The sequence below is a fragment of the Streptomyces sp. G7(2002) genome, assembly GCF_028870195.1.
Classification (GTDB): Bacteria; Actinomycetota; Actinomycetes; order Streptomycetales; family Streptomycetaceae; genus Streptomyces; species Streptomyces nigrescens.
In genome coordinates this window covers 7,995,235-8,011,905 of record NZ_CP102609.1, presented here as the reverse complement: position 1 = coordinate 8,011,905, position 16,671 = coordinate 7,995,235, and the positions used below count along the sequence as shown (strand labels likewise).

Sequence of the window (16,671 nt, the reverse complement as noted above, 5' to 3'; positions counted from 1 at the left end):
GCATGAGGGTGGAGGCAGGGGCAGCGGGTGGGGACCGGGGGCGGTCCGGGGTCAGCCGAGCAGGGAGCGGCCGATGATCTCCTTCATGATCTCGGTGGTCCCTCCGTAGATCGTCTGGATACGGCCGTCGGTAAAGGCCCTGGCCACGCGGTATTCCGCCATATAGCCGTAGCCGCCGTGGAGTTGCAGACAGCGGTCGGCGACCCGCTTGTGCAGCTCGGTGGCCCACCACTTGGCCATCGAGGCATGCACCGCGTCCAGCTCGCCGGCCGAGTGGTCGGCGATACAGCGGTCGAGGAACGCGCGGGTGACGGCACATTCGGTGGCCATCTCGGCTATCTCGAAGCGGATGTGCTGGAGCTTGGCCAGCGGCCGTCCGAACGCCTCGCGCTCCTTGACGTACTGGCTGGTGATCTCCAGCAGGTGCTCGGCGCCGGCGATACCGGCGACGGCGATGCCCATCCGCTCCTGGGCGAGGTGGGTCATCAGATGGCCGAAGGCGCCGTTCAGCTCGCCGAGCAGATTCTCCTTGGGGACGCGGACGTCGTGGAAGAACAGCTCGGCGGTGTCCTGGGACTTCTGGCCGATCTTGTCGAGGTTGCGGCCCCGCTCGAAGCCCTCCATACCCCGCTCGACGACCAGCAGGCTCAGACCGTGCGCCCCGCCCTCCGGCGTCGTCTTCGCCACGACGATGACCAGGTCGGCGAGGATGCCGTTGGAGATGAAGGTCTTGGAACCGTTGAGGATCCAGTGGTCGCCGGCGTCCTCGGCGTGGGTGCGGATGCCCTGCAGGTCGGAGCCGGCGCCGGGCTCCGTCATGGCGATGGCGGTGATGATCTCGCCGCTGCAGAAGCCGGGCAGCCAGCGGCGCTTCTGCTCCTCGGTACCGAGGGTCGTCAGATAGGGGCCGATGATGTCGTTGTGCAGTCCCACGGCGAGCCCGGCGGCACCGGCCCGGGTGAACTCCTCGGCGAGCACCGCGCTGTAGCGGAAGTCGTGCTGCCCGCCCCCGCCGTACTCCTCCGGCACGTCCAGCCCCAGCAGCCCCTGTTTGCCGGCCGCCAGCCAGGCGTCCCGGCTGACGATGCCGTCCTTCTCCCACTGCTCGTAATGGGGTGTCACTTCCTTGGCGAGGAAGGTCCGCACGATCCCTCGGAAGGCCTCGTGGTCCTCGGTGAAGATCTGGCGCTTCATCTGCGCGGTCATGTCTGCGGGCCCTCCTCGGAGCCAGTGCTTGACGGTCTCGGTGAACTCGGCGGGCCCCGGCCCTACGGGGCGGTGGTGAAGCCTCGTCCCGCCCGCCTCCCGGAAGCCCCCGGTCCGGTCGCGGACGTACCCGCGGGCCCGCAGAGCGGCTTCCGGTCGCGGAATGCGTCCCGCCCGGCCCCTGCGGGCCCAATGGGCGCCGAGGTCGGCCACGGCGAGGGCGGCAGCCTCGTCTGCGGCTTGGCGCGGGCCGGCCGCATACCGGAGCGTCGGGACGCGTTCCATCAGCCGGCGGTGTCCTTCTGCTCGGTGCGGCTCGGGCCGGCGGGCGGGGCGGGGGCGGCCGGCGACGAGGCGCTCGGCAACGGGGCGAGGAGGCCCGGGGCCTGCCAGTCGCGGGCGATCTCTTCGGTGTCCGCGCCGGGCAGCGCCGGCGGTCTGCGCACCGCGCCGGGCGTGTGCGAGAAGCGCGGCGCGGGCGCGGGCTGGGTGATCCCACCGTGCTCGACGAAGGTGCCGCGGGCGGCGAGATGCGGATGCGCCGGGGCCTCGCGCAGGGAGAGCACGGGCGCCACACAGGCGTCGGACTCCTGGAAAACGGCCGTCCACTCCTCGCGGGTACGGGTCTTGAAGCGGGCGGCGATGACGGTACGCAGCTCATCCCACGCGGCGAGGTCGTCGCGGCTGGGCGCCTCCTCTTCGATCCCCAGCAGGCGGATGAACTCGCCGTAGAACCGCTTCTCCAGCGCGCCGACCGCCATATGGCCGCCGTCGGCGGTCTCGTAGGCCCCGTAGAACGGCGTCCCGCCGTCGAGCAGATTGGCACCGCGCCGGTCCTGCCAGCCGCCGGCCGCCAGCATCCCGTGGATCATCGCCGTCAGATGAGCCGTGCCGTCGACGATGGCGGCGTCCACGACCTGGCCCTTTCCGCCCTCGGTGCGGGCGTGCTGGAGGGCGGCGAGGACACCGATGACGAGGTAGAGGGAGCCGCCGGCGTAGTCACCGACGAGATTGGCCGGGACGGCGGGCGGGCCGTCGGGCGGGCCGATCATGCCGAGCGCGCCCGTGATGGCGATGTAGCCGATGTCGTGTCCGGCGGTGTCGGCGAGCGGGCCCTCCTGCCCCCACCCCGTCATCCGCCCGTAGACCAGCCGGGGGTTGCGTGTCAAACACTCCTCGGGGCCCACCCCCAGCCGCTCGGCCACCCCGGGGCGGTACCCCTCCACCAGCACATCGGCGCGCTCGACCAGCTCGAGCACCTGCGCCACCCCATCGGGGCTCTTCAGGTCCACCAGCACGGAGCGCTTGTTGCGGTTGGTGATGTCGTAGGCCGGATCGATGCCCAGCCCCGCGCCTCCGGGCCGGTCGACACGGACGACATCGGCGCCGAGGTCGGCCAGGAGCATGGCCGCGAAGGGGCCGGGGCCGATGCCCGCGAGTTCGACCACCCGCACCCCGCTCAGTGGGCCGTTGCCTGGCTCTGCCATCGCGCCCCATGCCTTTCCGCACTGTGACACTTCTGATGTAACACTCGTGATGTTAAGAACGTGTTCCACTTTCCACAAGACCCCCGTGCCAAGTGGCCACCACGGAAAAGGCCCGTGCCGACGAGGCTCAACCGCCCTCGCCGTCACGGGCCTTTCGCGCGCCTGCCGCCGCTGCGCCGCTATGCCCCGTCAAGCTCGGCGATGAGCTTCTTGGGGGCTATGACGCGATAGGACTCCTCCGCCCAGTCGCAGAGCAGCTCGGCCGGCGGAGCGTCCGGCTCCTCCAGGGGGACCTGCACCCACCCGGACTTGCCCAGGCCGTAGCCCGCAGGCCGGGCGCCGGGCGAGGTCAGCGCATGGGCATGCGCCTCCGGGTCCTTGAGTTTCAGCGTGACCCCGAGCGGATGGCTGCCGTCGTCGACGCCGAGGAAGACGAAGACCTTCTTGTTGACCTTGATGACGCTCTCGCCCCAGGGAAACTCCTCCACGGCCCCGGGAAGGCCGAGCGCGAACGCCCGCACCCGCTCCCGCACCGCCGCCGGCCCGGCCGCCTTCGCCATGCGCTCCTCCATGTCCGTTCCCCCTCCGGCACCGCCTGCGATGCCGCCCGGCCGCACACTCCTCCCGCGCGGGCCGACCCACGCATTCCACGCTAACGGCGACCACTGACAACGGCCCGCGGAGCGCCGGACGGCGGGCCGGCCGAGGGACACCTGACGCCCTGTCCGGCCCTGTCCGGGCCCTTACGACGGCAACTCGCCGCGGCCCTGTCCGACTTCCGCGGCGGCCAGGGGGTACGCCGTTGCCCCGAGTCTGCGACAGGCGACGGGCGACAGCACCGCTGCTGTCCTCGCTGCCCGCCCGCAGCGGACGGCGGACTGCGCACGGCGGGCAGCGGCCCGTCTCTCGGCGGGCGACGGCCCGGCTCCCGGCTGCCCGGGGCGCCGCTATGCCGAGTCGGGCGCCGCCTTCCCGGAAGCGGAGCCGGACGTGGCGGGCAGGGCCCCCGCTCCCCCGGCCGCCGGCACCAGGTGATCGTCGGGCGCCTGACGGTCCACCAGACGCCCCAGCCGCTGGGGGACATTGCCGCCCACCAGGAGGATGACGACGAGCGTCAGCCCGAAGGTGAGCACGGCGAGTGCCCGCCCCAGGGACATGCCTTCGGCCAGATGGGCACCGAGAACGGGCGCCACCGCTCCGCCCAGGGCCCCGACGTTGTAGACGAAGCCCACTGAGGCGGCCCGGGTGGCGGTCGGGAAGTGACCGGCGAGGTACTTCGGCAGGATGCCGGAGATGCCCTGGCTGAGCGCGAGCAGCACGAAGACCAGCGCACCGAGCGCCGGGAGGCTGTCCTGCATCGCGAAGACCGGGAAGACGAAGACGAGCGACGCGAGCAGCGTGCAGGCGTAGGCGCGACGGGTACCGAGCCGGTCGCCAACGAAGCCCGCCAGCCAGCAGCCCGCCATGGTGCCGAAGCCCGCGTAGAACATCACGTCGGTGACCTGGCCGGGGGCGTATCCGAGGTCGGTCTTGAGGTAGGTGGGCAGCAGGGCCTGGATCGGCCAGCTGTAGAGGAAGGCGCAGAACACCGTCACCATCAGGGAGACGTACAAAAGCCATCCGCGCCGGCCGCCGAGCTGGGCGGCGAAAGCGGTCAGGCACAGCGCCGCGACGGCGGACAGCCAGGGGACATATCCCGCGCCGACGGGTGTGAAGACGCAGAACAGCGCCACCAAGGCGGCCACCGCGAGGGCCGCGTTGGCCCCGGAGCGGATCCGGCCGGTGAACAACGGCCGGAAGGGGTTCGGACGCGCCGCTGGCGCACCGGTGGCAGCGGCGCCGATCTCCTTCTGCCAGTCCCCGGCCTCCGGCAGCGCCCTGCGCATCCAGAGGGCGACCAGAACGGGCAGCACACCGATCCAGAACATCCAGCGCCAGCCCCAGTGGGGCACCACCCACTTGTAGAGCTCGGCCGCGAGGACCGTGCCGCCCGCGTAGCCGGAGATCAGGAATCCGGAGGCACGGTTGCGCCATCGGGTGGGCCAGCTCTCCAGCACATACGTCACGCCGGCGCTGTACTCCCCCGCCATGCCCAGGCCGATCACCAGCCGCGCGACGAACAAGCTGGTGTAGTCCCAGGCGAATCCGCAGGCGAAGGTGCCGAGCGAGTAGAGCAGGATGCTGTTGATCATGGCGGCCTTGCGGCCGTAGCGGTCGCCCAGCGCGCCCAGGGCCGCGCCGCCCAGCCATCGGGTGATGAAGGCGCCGGAGATCAGCGAGGCGGCGGTGGCGGTGCTCAGCCGGAAGTCCTCGGCGATTTCGGTCAGCACCAGGGTGATCAGGACAAAGTCGAAACCGTCGAGGAGGTAGCCGATCCAGGCGGCGAACATCGCCTTCCACTGGGGCGGGGTGACCTCCTGCCACCATCTCCGCGCCCGGTCAGGGGTGTCCGTGGGGGGCATCGTCACAGCAACCCGGCCTCCTCCGGCAGTCGGCGGACGGTTCGGTCCGGTTTCGGGGAAGAGCGACGACCGGCAGAACCAGACATTGGACGTCCTACGTCATCGGTGCCATTCGTGAATCTGGCCCCGCTTCGACACCCTGTCAAGACTGCATGCCAGACTCCGTAGCACCCACGGGGCGGCCAAGAGGGCTGCCAGGAGCGGACATTGACGGGGCAACGACGACTCCCGGGGTCCGGGCTCCAGGGCCAGTGAGCGATCGAGAGGATGCGCGATGCCACGGCAGGACACCTCCGGACGGGCCTATGACCTCGTCCTCTACGGCGCGACCGGTTTCACCGGCGCCCTCACCGCCGCCTACCTGGCCGCACACGCCCCCAAAGGCTGCCGTTGGGCACTCGCCGGGCGCAGCACCGCCAAACTGGAGCAGCTGCGCGACCGACTGGCGAAGTCCGACCCGTCCTGTGCCGACCTGCCGCTGCTGCGGGCCGACAGCAGCGATCCGGGCTCGCTGCGCGACCTCGCCGCCGAGACCCGGGTACTGGTGACGACCGTCGGCCCGTATCTGCTCCACGGCGAGCCCCTGGTGGCGGCCTGCGCCGCGGCGGGCACCGACTATGTCGATCTGAGCGGTGAGACGGAGTTCATCGACCGGATGTACGTGCGGCACGATGCGACGGCCCGCGCCTCGGGCGCACGCCTCGTGCACGCCTGCGGGTTCGACTCCGTCCCGTACGACCTGGGGGTCCGCTACACGGTGGGGCTCCTCCCCGAAGACGTCCCCGTACGCATCGACGGCTTCGTACGGACCAACGCGTCGTTCTCCGGCGGCACCCTGTCCTCGGCACTGACCGCCGCCTCGCGCCCGGTCGCCATGGCGCGGGCCGCCCGCGAGCGTCAGCGGGTCGAACCACGACCGGCCGGCCGTACGGTACACGCGCCCTTCGGCCCGCCGATTCGGAGCAGCGAAACGCGCACCTGGGGTGTGCCGTTGCCGACCCTCGATCCGCAGATCATCGCCCGCTCGGCGGCCGCGCTGGACCGTTACGGGCCCGACTTCCGCTACCGCCACTACGCGGGGGTGCGGCGGCTGCCGATCGCCGTCGGCGGGGTGCTCGGGGCGGGGGCACTGTGTGCGCTCGCCCAGGTGCCGTCGGCGCGGCGCTGGTTGTCGGGGCGTCTGGAGCCGGGCGACGGGCCGAGCCCCGAACGGCGTGCGCGCAGCTGGTTCAAGGTGCGCTTCGTCGCCTCCGGCGGTGACACACGTCTGATCACCGAGGTGTCCGGTGGCGACCCCGGCTACGACGAGACGGCGAAGATGCTCGCCGAGTCGGCGCTCAGCCTGGCCTTCGACGACCTGCCGGAGACGGCCGGTCAGGTGACGACGGCGGTGGCCATGGGGGCCGCGCTGACGGCTCGCCTCCAGGAAGCGGGCATCAAGTTCGGTGTCGTCCAGGAGTAGCCCGGGCCCGCGCCCCGGTACCACCGTCAGGCGTCGGCGAGCGCCCTCCGGCACAGGGCGTCGGCGGCCCGGGTCGTCTCCGGTAGACGGTAATCGGCCGCCAGATGGAGGGTGTGCGCACAGGCCCGGTCGAGGTCGGTGCGGTGCCCTACGGAGACGAAGACCGGCTTGACGCCCTTTTGGGTACGCAGCGCACGTCCCACCTCCTCGGCCCCGTCCAGAAGCGGCGAGGTGGCGCCGCGCTCCGGGCCGGGAGGTGCGTACCGGAAGGTGAAGGGGTTCTTGGCGACACCGATGGTGGGCAGCCCGGTCAGCACCCCCAGGTGGCTGGCGAGCCCGAAGCGGCGCGGGTGCGCCAGCCCGTAGCCGTCGCAGACCACCAGGTCAGGAGTGCGGGCGAGGCGGCCGAGAGCGTCGAGCACGGTAGGGATCTCGCGGAAGGCGAGCAAGCCGGGGACGTACGGGAAGTAGATCTGCCCGACGGCGGTGGCCCGGTCGACGACGGCGCGGGTGCGGGCGTCCAGTGCGACGGCGGCAGCGGCGACGACGTCTCGTTCGTCGTCGTAGGCGACATCCACCCCGACCACGGTGCCCTCGAACCCGGGTTCCGGCCCCGCCTCATCGAGCCGTACAGAGGGCCGCAACCGGTCCTGGACCGCACGCGCCTGGGCTTCGTCGGTCGGCCAGTGCCGCAGTTCGTCGTCGCAGGAGATCATTCCGGGAGTGTCCATGATGGCCGCAACGCTACCGAACCGGTGATCGATCCCATGATCGGGCGGATCGGCGCAAGGTTCAGCTGTTCAGAGCTCAGGGCACGCAGTCCAGGGCTCACTGTCAGTGGTGCTCGGTACCGTGATGAGCGTGAACCCAGCCGGTGTTGACCTGGATGCTCTCGACCGCCGGAACATCGCTGCCCGGCGGCTCGACGGGCGTACTGTGCGGCGGCGGGTCATCTCGTCGCTCGGCCACCGGGAGCGTACGGCCGCCGGCCCGGCACAGCGGTCGCCCGGCGGCGGACCGGCGCCGGGCACGGGGCTGCCGGCCCACGGTGCCTCGGTGTCTCCCGCCGTGAAGAGTCCGCCTGTCCGCTCCCCCGCCGCCTGCCTCCCTGACGCCCCCGGAGGTCCTTGATGCCCGACGCGCTCCATCAGCTCGATGCCACCGAACTCGCCACCCTGCTGCGCCGCCGCGACCTCTCCGCCCGAGAGGTCGTACAGGCTCATCTGGACCGCATCGACCAGGTCAATCCGGCCGTCAATGCGCTCGTCACCCTCGACCCCGAGGGCGCCCTCGCCGCCGCCGCGCGCGCCGACGAACGGCTCGTCCGGGGCACCGCCGTCCCGCCCCTGCACGGCCTGCCGATCGCCTTCAAGGACACCCGTCTCACCCGCGGTATGCGCACCACACACGGCTCACCGCTCTTCGCCGACCACATCCCGGACGACGACGATCTGGTGGTCGACCGGCTCCAGCGGGCGGGCGCCATCCGCCTCGGCAAGACCAACGTCCCCGAATTCGCTGCCGGTTCGCACACCTTCAACCCGGTCTTCGGCACCACCCGCAATCCGTACGACCTCACGCGCTCCGCGGGCGGCAGCAGTGGTGGCGCCGCCGCGGCGCTGGCGGCCGGGCTGCAACCCCTCGCCGACGGCAGTGACATGGGCGGCTCACTCCGCAATCCCGCCTCGTTCTGCAATGTGGTCGGGCTGCGGCCGACGCCGGGCCGCGTCCCTTCGCACCCCGGCAGCAACCTCTGGGACACCCTGTCGGTCCCGGGCCCCATGGGGCGGACCGTCGCCGACACCGCGCTGCTGCTGTCGGCGATGGCCGGTCCCGATCCGCGCTGCCCCATCAGCCTGGAGACCCCGGGAGCAGCCTTCCGTGTGCCGCTCGACCGCAATCTGCGCGGGCTGCGGATTGCCTGGGCACCCGACCTGGGTGGATTCGCCCCGGCCGACCCAGACGTGCTCGCCGTTCTGGAGCCCCAGTTGAGGGTCCTGGAGGAGCTCGGCTGCCGTGTCGAAAACACCTGCCCGGACCTCACCGGCGCCGACGAGACCTTCCGTACCCTGCGGGCGCACAGCTTCGACCTTGCCCTCGGCCACCTGCTCGACTCCGACCGGCAGGCCCTCAAACCCAGCATCGTCTGGAACATCGAACAGGGCCGCCGGCTCACCGCGGCCGACCTCCGCACGGCCACCGCGACCCACAGCCGGCTGTACCTCGGCATGCTGGATTTCTTCTCCGGGTACGACCTGCTCCTCGCCCCCGTCAGCCAAGTCGTGCCGTTCGACGCGGAGCTGGAGTATCCACGCGAGGTCGCGGGCCGGCCCACACACAGCTATCTGGACTGGATGCGGTCCGCCTACCTCATCTCTGTCCTCGGCGTACCCGCCCTTTCGGTGCCCGCGGGATTCACTCCGGGCGGTCTGCCCGTGGGGCTGCAGTTCATCGGTGCGCCGCGCGCCGACCTCGCCGTCCTCCAGGCCGGTCATGCCTACGAGAGCGCGACTCGGCACGGGCGGCGCCGACCGGACCTGCCGACGACCTGAAGCCGAGGTCCGCTCTATCGGGGGCGGGGGCTGGCCGGGAGCGCCCGCCCCGGGGGCAGGAGAACCAACCGCACATCGACTCGTCAGCTGCCAAGGCATCCCGCATACCGTCCTGGCCTGCGCATTCCTTGCGCGCTAGCACGCCGCGGCCCCACCCGCCCCGTCCTCTATATTGCAGCTATGTTCGTACTGGAACTGACCTATACCGCGCCCCTAGAACGCGTCGAAGCCGTCCTTGAGCAGCATGTGGAGTGGCTGCACAAGGAGTACGCCGCCGGGCATTTCCTCGCCGCCGGCCGCAAGGTCCCCCGGGACGGAGGCGTGATTCTCGCCGCCGGGATGGACCGTGCCACCGTCGAGCGGATCGTTTCCGAGGACCCGTTCACCCTCGCCGGGGTGTGTGAGTACCGGATCACGGAGTTCCTGGCGACGACGACCGCGCCGGCACTGGAGCAGTACCGGGAGCAGCTGCCCTCCTGAAGCACCGGCATCCTGGGGCCCGGACCGCCGGACTGCTGCCTTCGCACCGCTTTCCCCGCTCCTTCAACGGGATTCGCTCCGCCTACGGAGCCGCTCACCGCCGTCCCCCATCCTCATGGGGACGGCGGTTTTGGTTGCCGCCTATCGCTCCCTACGCCTCGAAGCTATGAAGTCGTGGTCGGAGGAACCCCTGAATTGGCGAGCTGGCCGGGGCCTGCCGAGGCGGGCGCGACCGGTGCGGGCCAGCGCCCCCCATTGCGCCAGTAATCCTGGATCTCCTCCAGCTGACGGCCCTTGGTCTCGGGTGCGGTGACGGAGGCGAAGACCAGGGCGGCGAGGGCGAGGACGCCGAGGCCCGCGAAGGTCCGGGCCGCGCCCGCCCAGGCCATCAGGGCGGGGAAGAACTGGGCGATCAGAAGATTGGCGACCAGATCGGCGGTGAGCATCACCGAGGCCCCGGTCGAGCGCAGTTGGGCGGGGAATGACTCGCTCGCATAGACCCAGATCAGCGATCCGAAGCCGAAGTTGAAGGCTGCGGTGAACAGGAGGATGGCGGCGAACCCCACCCAGGTCGTCGCCCCCTGCAGCTCGCCCATGCCGAAGACCGCCGTCAGGACGGCGAGCATGACGACCATCGTGCCGATGCCGCAGAGCAGTACCACCCGGCGGCCGAGCCGGTCGATGATGAGGATGGCGAGCACCGTCGCGGCCAGCGAGGCGAGTTGGACGAAGGACGGCAGCAGGAAGTTCTGGCCGTTTCCGGTGAACCCCATCTCCTCGAAGATCTGCGGGCTGTAGTACGTCACGGCGTTGATGCCGGTGATCTGGCAGAAGAATCCGAGGCCGACGACGAAGACCGCGGCACGGGCGTAGGGCTTGCGCAGCAAGGAGCGCGCCGACCCGCCGCTCTCTTCGGCGAGCGCGGCCTCCACGGCCGCGACCTCCGCGCGCGGATCGACGTCGGGGTCGGTCGTGGCCATGACCTCGACGGCTCGTTCCGTACGGCCCTTGAGGACGTACCAGCGCGGGGTGTCCGGCAGCCGGAGCAGCGGGATCAGGACAAGTGCGGCGGGGATCGCGGACAGACCGAGCATCCAGCGCCAGTGCCCGCCGCCGGACAGGCCCCAGTTGACGAAGTACGTGAGGACGATGCCCGCGACCGTGGCGACTTGGTAGGCGGCGACGGAGGCTCCCCGAATGCGTGCCGGGGCCGATTCGGCGACGTAGAGCGGGGCGGCGACGATCGAGATACCGATGGCGATGCCGAGCAGGAAGCGGACGGTGTCCAGCACGACGACGTTGGGCGCGACCGCGGAGAGGGCGACGAATACGGCGTACGAGGCGGCGACGATCAGCATCGCGGCCTTACGGCCCAGGGCGTCGGCGAGCTTGCCGCCCATCAGCGCGCCGACGATGGAGCCGAACACCAAAATGCTGTTGACCAGGCCCTTTTCGGTCTCGGTGAGATGGAAGTCCTTGCTCAGGAACACCAGGGCACCGGAGATGCTGCCGGTGTCGTAGCCGTAGATGACGCCGACGACGGCGCCGGTGAGCGCGAACAGCCGGCCGGTGCGGCGTGCGGTCTTGGGTGACGGCGGCGGGGGCGTCGCCGAGAGCGTGGCAATGGACATGAGGAGTCCTCTGTGCGGCGGAGCGGGCCTTGCTGCATGACGATCTCGCATGACTGATCTTGCGAGTATTCGGCGCCTTTCAAGCAACTGTCAACACATTCCCCATGCACTTTCCAGCCTGCCGCCCACCCCTCACGCGCCCCGTTTGCGCCGCACCCCAGCAGCTGACAGGGCCCGCACACTCTCATCCCTTCTGGCGCATCCACTCGTACGAGGGATGGATCGCGGTCAGGATTCTGCGTACAGTCGATTGCAACGAAGCCAAATTTTGCAGTTTCACGCACTCGATTGCCACATCACGGGAGGGTGGGCCATGAGCGAGACCTCGTACATGGAGCAGGAGCTGTGCAGCCAGCCGGAGACCTGGCGGCAGGCCGCACGGATCGGGGCGGCGGCAGGCCCCTTGCCGAAGGCCGGACAGCGGGTGGCCGTCGTCGGCTGCGGAACCTCATGGTTCATGGCCCAGTCGTATGCGGCACTGCGCGAGGCAGCCGGACAGGGGGTGACGGATCCGTTCGCCGCGTCCGAGGCGTTCCTCGGCGGTGACCGCGGCTATGACGCGGTGGTGGCGATCACCCGGTCCGGCACCACGACCGAAGTACTGCGCGTACTCGACGCCGTCAAGGGGCGCATCCCGACGGTGACGATCCTCGGTGACCCCGAGACGCCGGCGGTGGCACTCTCCGACGAGACGGTCACGCTGCCGTTCGCCGACGAGAAGTCGGTGGTGCAGACCCGGTTCGCGACGACGGCGCTGACACTGCTGCGCGCGCACCTGGGCGAGGACATCTCCCGCGCGGTGACCGACGCGGAGGAGGCGCTGGCCGCGCCGATGGAGAAGGAGTGGGTGGACGCCGAGCAGTTCTCCTTCCTCGGCTCGGGCTGGACGTTCGGCCTGGCCAATGAGGCCGCGCTCAAGATGCGGGAGGCATCGCAGAGTTGGACGGAGTCCTACCCCGCGATGGAGTACCGCCACGGTCCGATCGCGATAGCCGCACCCGGCCGCGTGACCTGGCTGTTCGGTCAGGCACCGGACGGGCTGGAGGCCGATGTCGTGCGGACCGGTGCGCGCTTTGTGCACCATGCGCGCGATCCGCTGGCTGATCTGGTGCTGGTCCAGCGGGTGGCGCTGGAGCGGGCCCGCGCCCGCGGTCTGGACCCGGACAACCCACGCAGCCTGACCCGTTCGGTGATGCTCGAGACGCCGGCCGCCTCGTAGACATCCACCTCCCCCGTCTCCACCAGTCCCGCCCGCAAGGGAGAAGGGAGCCGGCATCCCATGCCACTCGTTCCGACCTCATCGATCGTCGACGCCGCGCGTGAGGCGCGGGTCGGTGCCGCGGCCTTCAACGTCATCCACCTGGAAACTGCCGAGGCGCTCGTCACCGCCGCCGAGCGCACCGGTATCCCACTGATCCTTCAGATCAGTGAGAACTGCATCCGCTACCACGGCAGCCTGCTGCCCCTTACCCGCGCCACACTCGCCCTCGCCGAGGACTCCACGGCCCGGATCGCGGTCCACCTCGACCACATCACCGATGCGGACCTCGTCCATCAGGGCATCACCGCCGGGGTGGGATCCGTCATGGTGGACGCCTCCGCTCTTCCGTACGAAGAGAACGTCGCCACCACCGCCGAGCTCGCCGCCTGGTGCCATGACCGCGGCGCCTACGTCGAGGCCGAACTCGGCGAGGTCGGCGGCAAGGACGGGGTCCATGCGCCCGGGGCGCGCACGGACCCGGACGAGGCCCTGGCCTTTGTCCGCGCGACAGGTGTGGATGCCCTCGCCGTGGCCGTGGGTTCCTCACATGCGATGCATGAGCGCACGGCCGTACTGGACAAGGACCTCATCACGGCGCTGCACACCACTCTGCCGGTACCGCTGGTCCTGCACGGCTCGTCGGGGGTGCCGGACGATGAGCTGCGCCGCGCCATCGCCGCCGGAATGACGAAGATCAATATCTCCACGCACCTGGTCTCCGTCTTCACCCACTCGATACGGCAGACGCTGGGCGCCGATCCCGCGCTCGTCGACTCCCGTAAGTACATCAAGCCGGCCCGGGAGGCGGTGGCCGAGGAAGCGGCGAGGCTGCTGGGGGTGCTGGGTACTCCGGCGACGGTTCCGGGCCAGTACGCGGCCCAGGCGCCTGCTCGGGGATGAACCAGCGGACGGGACGACCGCCCTGGTCACACCTCGTCACGGCAGCAGAGCCCCCGCGGCGGCACCCTGTCTGGCGTGCCGTCCGGGGCCGCCGACCCCCGGCTTCGGCGGCGGCCGCCGGGGCGCCTACCGCGCGTCACCGTGGTGTGCCGAAACGAATTAGGCTCAGGCCATGAAGCGCCATGAACGGATGAACGCACTGCTTGAGCTGCTCGGGGACCGCGGCCGGGTGGACGTCGAGGAGGCGGCGACCGCACTGGAGGTTTCGGCCGCCACGATGCGGCGCGACATGGACGCCCTGGCCGAGCAGCAGTTGCTGACCCGCACCCGGGGCGGAGCGGTGCTCAGTTCGGTGGCCTACGACCTGCCGATCCGCTACAAGCACGCTCACCGGTCGGAGGAGAAGGAAGCGGTGGCGAAGGCCGCGGCGAAGCTGGTCGAGCGGGGTGATGTGGTCGGGCTGAGCGGTGGCACGACGACCACGGCGATCGCCCGGGTGCTCGCCACCCGTCCGGACTTTGCGGAGGCCGGCCCGCAACCGCATCTGACGATTGTCACCAACTCCCTCAACATCGCCAATGAGCTGGCGGTGCGGCCACAGATCAAGATCGTGCTCACCGGTGGGGTCGCGCACTCACGGTCGTTCGAACTGGTGGGTCCGTTCAGCGAGTTGGTGCTGCAGCAGATCTCCATCGACATCGCGTTCATCGGGGCCAACGGCATGGACCCGATGATGGGGGCCACAGTGCACGACGAGGCAGAGGCCCGGGTCAACCGCCTCATGGCCGAGCGTGCCCGGCGTGCCGTGGTCGTCGCGGACTCGTCGAAGATCGGCGAACGCTGCTTCGCCCGGGTCGGCGACGCGGATGTCTTTGACACGTTCATCACGGACAACGGCGCAAAGGAGGCAACCCGCCGCGAGTTCGCGGACCGGGGGCTGAAAGTGGTGACGGCACGCCCGTCTGCCGGAGAGTGAACCGCCGGCCCCCGGACGACGGCCGGCGGCTGACGGCTGACGACTGACGGCCCCGGACGACAGCCGACGACCGACGGCACTGTCAGGAATCCCTTGGCCTGTGGGGCTTCCTCGGGTGCGCCTTGTGACCGGGGGCGGCCGTAGCCAGGACTCCTAGTTGCTGGCTACCAGACGGGCGTCCGTCCTCCTCCCCCCGGACCACCACGTCGGCGCCGCCACCATCCACGAAGACGACCTGGCCGGTGACATGCGTGTTCTCGGGGGAGGTCAGCCAGGCGAGCAGCGGGGGCTACCTGCTCGGGGCGGGCGTGGCCGTGCAGCGGCATGAGGACGCTTGCGTCGACGGCCTTGCGTATTTTCGGCGTCGGCGAGCATGGGCTCGGTCATGGGGGGGCACGGTCGTGCCGGGGGCGACGGCGTTAAGGGGGATGCTGGCGGCGGCCCAAGCGTCGGAGATGGGCGTACGGCGGAGCCAGTGGGCGAGCGGCGGCGGCAGGAGACCCGGCTGGAGATCGCCGAGGACTCGGCGGCTCCTCTTCGGTCTCGGCCCGGCGGCTCGTGGGCACCGAGCAGGCCCGTCGGCTGGTTCGGGCATGGGCAGCGTTCCGGCCATTTGGATGCGGTGGCTCGCGGCGGGCCGGGAGATGCAGGATCGGCTGTTGCCGGCGCTCGCGGCACGCAAGGGTGCTCCGGAGAGCGGCATGGAGGTACGGCTGCCGGCCTGTGCCTTGCGCGACGCGATCGGTGTCGCCATGGAGCACTGGGCCTGGCAGGACGAACCGGAGGACGTGGCGGAGCTGACCCGGCGCGCACTGCGCTGTCTGCGCATTCGGCGCGTTGTAGCCCGGTGGCCCGGCCCCGTTCCGAAAGGGTCGCTCTTATGTAGCGCTTGTGTCCCTGTGTGGCCCCCGGGGCTGATTTCCATTGGGCGGGTATGGACAATGGGGAATGAACGTGCGAACACGGTAGAGGTTCGCGAGGGGATTCCAAGGTTTTCAACGGGGGAGATCACGTGCGGAAGATCATGGCCATAGCGCTGGCAACCGTGGCGTGCAGCGCCTCGCTGACACTGGCCACCGCCTCGGAAGCGGCAGCCGCGGGCCGGGCGCCGCAGTGCGTCAAGGTGCGGAAGTACTTCAACAAGGGCCACCAGCGCTACGTCCGCCTGACGAATCTGTGCACTCAGCGGACCTCGTGCTTCACCATCGTCGTCCCGCACCACCACGACCCCCGTGGCAGGCTCCCCAAGGGTGTGACCAAGGACATCCGTTACGGCACGACCGGGGCGCCGCGGGCCCTGTATGTGAAGAACGTTCCCTGCTGAGCGGTCACGGCCAAGGGGCCGGGGCGTGGCGCGGTTGGGCAAACACCCCCCTTGCGGGAACCGCCCCTTGCCAGGGCCTCCCCTTGCGGGAGCCGCCCCTTGTGGCTGTGGGTCACGTGCGTACGGCGATACCGTCCAGCACCATCGAGAGGTACTGGCGGGCGATCTCCTCAGGGCTGTGCTGCCCGCCCGGCCGGTACCAGCTCGCCGCCACCCAGACGGTGTCGCGGACGAAGCGGTAGGTGAGCCGGATGTCGAGGTCCGCGCGGAACGCACCGTCGGCCACACCGCGCTCCAGGGTGCCCAGCCAGGCCTTCTTGAATTTCTGCTGGGAGTCGGCGAGATAGCCGAAGCGGGGCTGCGCGGCGAGGTGCTTGGACTCCTTCTGGTAGATGGCGACGGCCGCGCGATGCCGGTCGATCTCCCGGAAGGACTCGGTGACCAGGGCTTCGATGGTCTCCCTGGGGCCGAGCCCGGCGGCGAGTACGGCGTCATAGCCGTCCCACAGCTCGGTCAGGAAGCTGGACAGGATCTCGTCCAGCATCGATTCCTTCGAGTCGAAGTGGTAGTAGAGGCTGCCCGCTAGCATCCCGGCTTCGTCCGCGATGCGGCGGACGGTGGTGGCGTTGTAGCCGTGCGCGGCGAAAACCTCCGCCGCGATGGTGAGCAGTTCGCGGCGACGCTCGGGCGAGGCACTCGCGGTCGTCGTCTTCTTCTTGGCGGCTGGCACCCGGCCATTGTCACCCTCTGCACCACACGACTGGTCAACCGCTCGTCGATCACATTTCTCCTGCCGGTCGCTCACGCCACCTGTCGCCCGCCCGCCCGCACCACCTGCCGGTCACCCGTACCTCCCGTCGCCCGCCCGCACCACCTGCCGGTCACCCGTACCTCCCGTCGCCCGCCCGCACCACCTGCCGGTCACCCGTA

At 70.5% G+C, this 16,671-nt stretch carries 14 protein-coding genes; 7 read left to right on the top strand and 7 right to left on the bottom strand.

Going from position 1 to position 16,671, the window contains the following annotated elements:
- Positions 1 to 51: 51 nt before the first annotated feature.
- The 4 genes from NUT86_RS34370 to NUT86_RS34355 form a co-directional block, all read right to left on the bottom strand.
- Positions 52 to 1,194, bottom strand: coding sequence for an acyl-CoA dehydrogenase family protein (locus NUT86_RS34370; protein ID WP_274740723.1), 1,143 nt, complete (start codon positions 1,192 to 1,194; stop codon positions 52 to 54).
- A gap of 296 nt (positions 1,195 to 1,490) precedes the next feature.
- Positions 1,491 to 2,693 carry a CaiB/BaiF CoA transferase family protein gene (locus tag NUT86_RS34365; protein WP_274739236.1) on the bottom strand — a complete coding sequence of 401 codons (1,203 nt, stop codon included), beginning with the start codon at positions 2,691 to 2,693 and terminating at the stop codon, positions 1,491 to 1,493.
- Positions 2,694 to 2,872: 179 nt separating this feature from the next.
- Entirely contained in the window at positions 2,873 to 3,265 is a 393-nt protein-coding gene (locus tag NUT86_RS34360) for an MmcQ/YjbR family DNA-binding protein (RefSeq protein WP_109894428.1), read from the bottom strand.
- 375 nt (positions 3,266 to 3,640) lie between these two features.
- The gene (locus NUT86_RS34355; protein ID WP_274740722.1) at positions 3,641 to 5,155 is read right to left on the bottom strand and encodes a sialate:H+ symport family MFS transporter; all 1,515 of its coding nucleotides are present in this window, start codon (positions 5,153 to 5,155) and stop codon (positions 3,641 to 3,643) included.
- A 274-nt stretch (positions 5,156 to 5,429) separates the two neighbouring features.
- On the opposite strand from NUT86_RS34355, the gene NUT86_RS34350 reads away from it, so the two are divergent.
- Positions 5,430 to 6,617 carry a saccharopine dehydrogenase family protein gene (locus NUT86_RS34350; RefSeq protein ID WP_266443986.1) on the top strand — a complete coding sequence of 396 codons (1,188 nt, stop codon included), beginning with the start codon at positions 5,430 to 5,432 and terminating at the stop codon, positions 6,615 to 6,617.
- Positions 6,618 to 6,643: 26 nt separating this feature from the next.
- On the opposite strand, the gene NUT86_RS34345 is transcribed toward NUT86_RS34350, so the two are convergent.
- Positions 6,644 to 7,348, bottom strand: coding sequence for an endonuclease V (locus NUT86_RS34345; protein WP_274739233.1), 705 nt, complete (start codon positions 7,346 to 7,348; stop codon positions 6,644 to 6,646).
- 399 nt (positions 7,349 to 7,747) lie between these two features.
- Between NUT86_RS34345 and NUT86_RS34340 the strand changes: the two genes are divergently transcribed.
- Together NUT86_RS34340 and NUT86_RS34335 are read left to right on the top strand one after the other, a co-directional pair.
- On the top strand, positions 7,748 to 9,169 hold the full coding sequence (locus NUT86_RS34340) for an amidase (protein WP_274739231.1): 1,422 nt from the start codon (positions 7,748 to 7,750) through the stop codon (positions 9,167 to 9,169).
- A 180-nt stretch (positions 9,170 to 9,349) separates the two neighbouring features.
- A complete protein-coding gene (locus NUT86_RS34335; protein ID WP_159485061.1) occupies positions 9,350 to 9,649 on the top strand; it encodes a YciI family protein in 300 nt (99 codons plus the stop codon).
- 164 nt (positions 9,650 to 9,813) lie between these two features.
- On the opposite strand, the gene NUT86_RS34330 is transcribed toward NUT86_RS34335, so the two are convergent.
- A complete protein-coding gene (locus tag NUT86_RS34330) occupies positions 9,814 to 11,280 on the bottom strand; it encodes a sugar porter family MFS transporter (RefSeq protein WP_274739229.1) in 1,467 nt (488 codons plus the stop codon).
- Between the two features lie 313 nt (positions 11,281 to 11,593).
- On the opposite strand from NUT86_RS34330, the gene NUT86_RS34325 reads away from it, so the two are divergent.
- The 4 genes from NUT86_RS34325 to NUT86_RS34310 all read left to right on the top strand — a co-directional run bounded on the left by NUT86_RS34325 (position 11,594) and on the right by NUT86_RS34310 (position 15,741).
- Positions 11,594 to 12,499, top strand: coding sequence for an SIS domain-containing protein (locus tag NUT86_RS34325; RefSeq protein WP_148589848.1), 906 nt, complete (start codon positions 11,594 to 11,596; stop codon positions 12,497 to 12,499).
- 60 nt (positions 12,500 to 12,559) lie between these two features.
- Entirely contained in the window at positions 12,560 to 13,441 is an 882-nt protein-coding gene (locus NUT86_RS34320) for a class II fructose-bisphosphate aldolase (protein ID WP_148589849.1), read from the top strand.
- Between the two features lie 172 nt (positions 13,442 to 13,613).
- Entirely contained in the window at positions 13,614 to 14,417 is an 804-nt protein-coding gene (locus NUT86_RS34315; RefSeq protein ID WP_018090575.1) for a DeoR/GlpR family DNA-binding transcription regulator, read from the top strand.
- 1,012 nt (positions 14,418 to 15,429) lie between these two features.
- Positions 15,430 to 15,741: a hypothetical protein gene (locus tag NUT86_RS34310; protein WP_018090573.1), complete on the top strand. Its 312-nt coding sequence runs from the start codon at positions 15,430 to 15,432 to the stop codon at positions 15,739 to 15,741.
- A 112-nt stretch (positions 15,742 to 15,853) separates the two neighbouring features.
- Here NUT86_RS34310 and NUT86_RS34305 read toward each other — a convergent pair whose 3' ends face one another.
- Positions 15,854 to 16,471: a TetR/AcrR family transcriptional regulator gene (locus tag NUT86_RS34305; protein WP_018090572.1), complete on the bottom strand. Its 618-nt coding sequence runs from the start codon at positions 16,469 to 16,471 to the stop codon at positions 15,854 to 15,856.
- Between the last annotated feature and the right edge of the window lie 200 nt (positions 16,472 to 16,671).

Coding starts and splice junctions, on each gene's coding strand:
- NUT86_RS34370 (WP_274740723.1), bottom strand. CDS start 1,194: ATGAAGCGCCAGATCTTCACCGAGGACCACGAGGCCTTCCGAGGGATC.
- NUT86_RS34365 (WP_274739236.1), bottom strand. CDS start 2,693: ATGGCAGAGCCAGGCAACGGCCCACTGAGCGGGGTGCGGGTGGTCGAA.
- NUT86_RS34360 (WP_109894428.1), bottom strand. CDS start 3,265: ATGGAGGAGCGCATGGCGAAGGCGGCCGGGCCGGCGGCGGTGCGGGAG.
- NUT86_RS34355 (WP_274740722.1), bottom strand. CDS start 5,155: ATGCCCCCCACGGACACCCCTGACCGGGCGCGGAGATGGTGGCAGGAG.
- NUT86_RS34350 (WP_266443986.1), top strand. CDS start 5,430: ATGCCACGGCAGGACACCTCCGGACGGGCCTATGACCTCGTCCTCTAC.
- NUT86_RS34345 (WP_274739233.1), bottom strand. CDS start 7,348: ATGGACACTCCCGGAATGATCTCCTGCGACGACGAACTGCGGCACTGG.
- NUT86_RS34340 (WP_274739231.1), top strand. CDS start 7,748: ATGCCCGACGCGCTCCATCAGCTCGATGCCACCGAACTCGCCACCCTG.
- NUT86_RS34335 (WP_159485061.1), top strand. CDS start 9,350: ATGTTCGTACTGGAACTGACCTATACCGCGCCCCTAGAACGCGTCGAA.
- NUT86_RS34330 (WP_274739229.1), bottom strand. CDS start 11,280: ATGTCCATTGCCACGCTCTCGGCGACGCCCCCGCCGCCGTCACCCAAG.
- NUT86_RS34325 (WP_148589848.1), top strand. CDS start 11,594: ATGAGCGAGACCTCGTACATGGAGCAGGAGCTGTGCAGCCAGCCGGAG.
- NUT86_RS34320 (WP_148589849.1), top strand. CDS start 12,560: ATGCCACTCGTTCCGACCTCATCGATCGTCGACGCCGCGCGTGAGGCG.
- NUT86_RS34315 (WP_018090575.1), top strand. CDS start 13,614: ATGAAGCGCCATGAACGGATGAACGCACTGCTTGAGCTGCTCGGGGAC.